The following is an 899-nucleotide window of genomic DNA, read 5'->3' as shown; positions in this document are numbered from 1 at the left end:
AAGCGTAGATTTGCTAAATTTAGGGAAATCAAAAAAGAGAATTTTCTGATTCACTTAAAAGAAACAGAGTTTAGATATAATACTCAAATTAGACAGTAAGATTTGTATAAAATCTTACTAAAAATGATAAGAAATCAACCGCTTAAGTTGTCTTGAGCCAAAAACATTTGTCATACTGAGGCTTTGAAAAAGCCGAAGTATCTCAAAAATCTAAAAATGCAAATAGAGATATTTCGCTAACGCTCAATATGACAAAGATAATAGATTGCCACGCGGATTTGAAAAATCCGCGTGGCAATCTATTATTTAAGTTAGAAGCAAGGTTTAAGTAAATAATGCAGTGAGAGGCATAGTAAAAAAGGAGTATTAAACTATGTCAGCACCAGCAGCAATGTATTTGCAAAAACATTCACAAAGAATGTTAGATTTTGGAAAGGCTCAATCCAACTTAACCCCACATAAAGGAATCTTAAGTTATGATTTACACGATGAAAAACAAGTATATCCACCACATAATAAAAACCTTTGCAAGAATTTCAGAGGCTAAGAGAATCAAAAACAAGATAGATTTTAAAAAAAGATTCTTAAATATATTTCCTACTTCGCTTACGCTCGTAGCTTTTGCAAGAAGTCTTGATATTGAAGCGGTAAAAAATGCAAAAATTTGTAAAGATTTGCAAAAAAATATCAATAAAAAGTGTGATAAATTTTGCAAAAATATTAGAATCTTAATCGCAAAAGAATGTGAGAAAACTTCTAAAATGCAAGGCGAAATTGAAGTTGATGAAAGCTATTTCAGTGCTAAAAGAGTAAGAGGCAAAAGAGGACGAGGAGCAGCTGGCAAAAAGACGCCCGTATTTGGTATGTTAAAACGAAATAATTGTGTTTATACTCAAATT

General features: G+C 31.1%; 1 protein-coding gene and 2 pseudogenes. All 3 read left to right on the top strand.

Annotated elements, in window-relative coordinates; all coding sequences use genetic code 11:
- A pseudogene (locus ACWIX0_RS13835) lies at positions 1 to 99 on the top strand (IS1595 family transposase); the annotation flags it as partial.
- A 274-nt stretch (positions 100 to 373) separates the two neighbouring features.
- The gene (locus tag ACWIX0_RS13830) at positions 374 to 547 is read left to right on the top strand and encodes a hypothetical protein (protein ID WP_454174561.1); all 174 of its coding nucleotides are present in this window, start codon (positions 374 to 376) and stop codon (positions 545 to 547) included.
- Positions 477 to 899, top strand: a pseudogene (locus ACWIX0_RS13825) (hypothetical protein); the annotation flags it as partial. The gene ACWIX0_RS13830 and the pseudogene ACWIX0_RS13825, both read left to right, overlap by 71 nt.

It is taken from the genome of Helicobacter sp. T3_23-1059, assembly GCF_053654515.1.
The sequence above is the reverse complement of the archived record's forward strand: the minus strand, read 5'-3'. Positions and strand labels throughout refer to the sequence as shown.